Annotated in this window: 3 protein-coding genes; 2 read left to right on the forward strand and 1 reads right to left on the reverse strand. The window is 69.2% G+C overall.

What is annotated here, in order from left to right:
• Positions 1-288 (reverse strand): AfsR/SARP family transcriptional regulator (locus tag VE172_RS10975; RefSeq protein WP_324801165.1); only part of this gene is annotated, 288 nt, incomplete at its 3' end.
• Between the two features lie 89 nt (positions 289-377).
• On the opposite strand from VE172_RS10975, the gene VE172_RS10980 reads away from it, so the two are divergent.
• Both VE172_RS10980 and VE172_RS10985 read left to right on the forward strand, forming a co-directional pair.
• Positions 378-1,760, forward strand: a complete 1,383-nt coding sequence (locus VE172_RS10980) for a hypothetical protein (RefSeq protein WP_324801167.1) — start codon at positions 378-380, stop codon at positions 1,758-1,760.
• A partial coding sequence (locus VE172_RS10985; protein ID WP_324801169.1) for a TetR/AcrR family transcriptional regulator occupies positions 1,744-2,008 on the forward strand: 265 nt, incomplete at its 3' end. The genes VE172_RS10980 and VE172_RS10985, both read left to right, overlap by 17 nt.

A 2,008-nucleotide genomic window follows, 5' to 3' on the forward strand; every position in this document is an offset into this window, starting at 1 on the left:
GTCGGCCGCGTCGATGTCCAGCCGATAGCCGCCCGGCCCGTGCCCCACGTCGAGGTCGCTGTCGCGCAGCTCGCGCCGCAGCCGCGACACCTGGGCCTGGAGCGAGGCGGGCGACCCGGCGTCGGAGTCGACCTCGTACAGCGCCGCGATGAGGCGATCGGCGCTGACGCTGCGGCCCGCGTTCAGCAGCAGCACCGCCAGCAGGGCGCGCACCCCGGGCCCGCGCGGCGAGCCGACCCGGCCGTCCGCGCCGGTGACCTCGGTGGTGCCCAGGATGCCGAAACGCATGGGTTCGATTCTGCCTCGCCGAAAGTCGGCGCAAAATTCTGAAAGTGCGCTATATTTTGGTAGTCAACTGTCATAATTGCGAGGGTGAGATGAACGATCTGCTGCGGGTACGGCGAGAGATCAAGCGGGTCCGAAAGCAGGGGCCGCAAGCGATTCGCCAGGTGCAAAGCGAGCGGCTGGCGCGCCTGGTCGACCACGCGCGCGCCAAGTCCCCGTACTACGCGCGCCTCTACCGGGGCATCGACGGCCCCGTCACCGACCCGGCCCGCCTGCCCGTCACCGACAAGCTCGCGCTGATGGACCACTTCGACGAGTGGGTCACCGACCCGCGCGTCACGTTCGATCGGGTCGAGAAGTTCACCGCGGACCACGACCGCGTCGGCGAGCGCTTCCTCGGCGACTACACCGTCGTGTCCACCTCGGGCACCACCAACCGGCGCGGCATCTTCGTGGTGGACGACGCCGCGCTCGCCGTGAACATGGCGCTGAGCTCCGGGCTGATGCTGTCGTGGATGGGCGCCATGGGGGTCCTGAAGGCGCTGCGGCGCGGCGCCCGGATGGCCATGGTGGTGGCAACCGAGGGCCACCTGCTGGTCAACGTGGGCGCCAAGCGAATGCAACGTGGACGATTCGGCGAGCACGTGAGGGTGCTGTCGGTGCATCGACCGCTGGACGAACTCGTCGCCGAGCTCAACGAGTTCCGTCCGTCCATAGTGATGGCATACGCCAGCACCATGGCCATGCTCACCGCCGAACAGGAGGCGGGGCGTCTCCACATCGATCCGGTGCTGATCCAGCCCGCGGGCGAGGCGGTCGCCGACGTCATGGCCGAGCGGATGGCCGCCGCCTTCGGCGCCACGGTGCGCGACACCTACGGCTGCGGCGAGTGTCCATTCCTGAGCGCGGGTTGCGAGCACGGCTGGTACCACGTCAACAGCGACTGGGTGATCGCCGAACCCGTTGACGCGCAAGGACAACCCACCCCACCGGGCGAGCCCTCCCACACCGTGCTGCTGAGCAACCTGGCCAACTTCACCCAGCCGATCCTGCGTTACGACCTCGGCGACAGCGTGCTGCTGCGCCCGGATTCGTGTGAATGCGGCAATCCGCTTCCCGCGCTGCGGGTCAACGGCCGGGTGAGCGAGATCCTGTGGCTGCCCGGCGCCCACGGGCGTCGGGTGGCCATCACGTCCCTCATGGTCAGCACGATCCTGCCCCACATCGACGGCATCGACCTTTATCAAATCGTTCAGGAGCGGCCGAACCGCCTGCGGCTGCGGGTCACCTCCGCGGGCGACGCCGAGGAGGCCAGAAACCGCGGCTGCGAGGCGCTGCGCGAACTCGCCGGGGACCAGGGCGCCGCGGACGTCATCGTGGAACCCGACCTGCGGCCCGTTGAGCAATCGGCGGGAGGCAAGTACCGTCGCATCATCGCGTGGGAAGGAGCCGAGGCCAATGACGGGGCTGCGTGAGCGCAAGAAGGAGCGCACCCGGCTGGAGATCCAACGCCACGCGCTGCGGCTGTTTCGCCAGCGGGGCTACGCCAATACCACGATGGAGCAGGTCGCCGAGGCCGCGGAAGTCTCGCCCAGCACGCTTTTTCGTTACTTTCCCACCAAAGAGGACCTGATCGGCTCCGACGACTTCGGGCAGCGGCTGGCCGAGGCGTACGACGCGCAGCCCGCCGCGCTGGGCGCCGTCGAGGCGCTGCGCGCCGCGT

Source organism: Stackebrandtia sp. (genome assembly GCF_035643755.1).
Lineage (GTDB): Bacteria > Actinomycetota > Actinomycetes > Mycobacteriales > Micromonosporaceae > Stackebrandtia.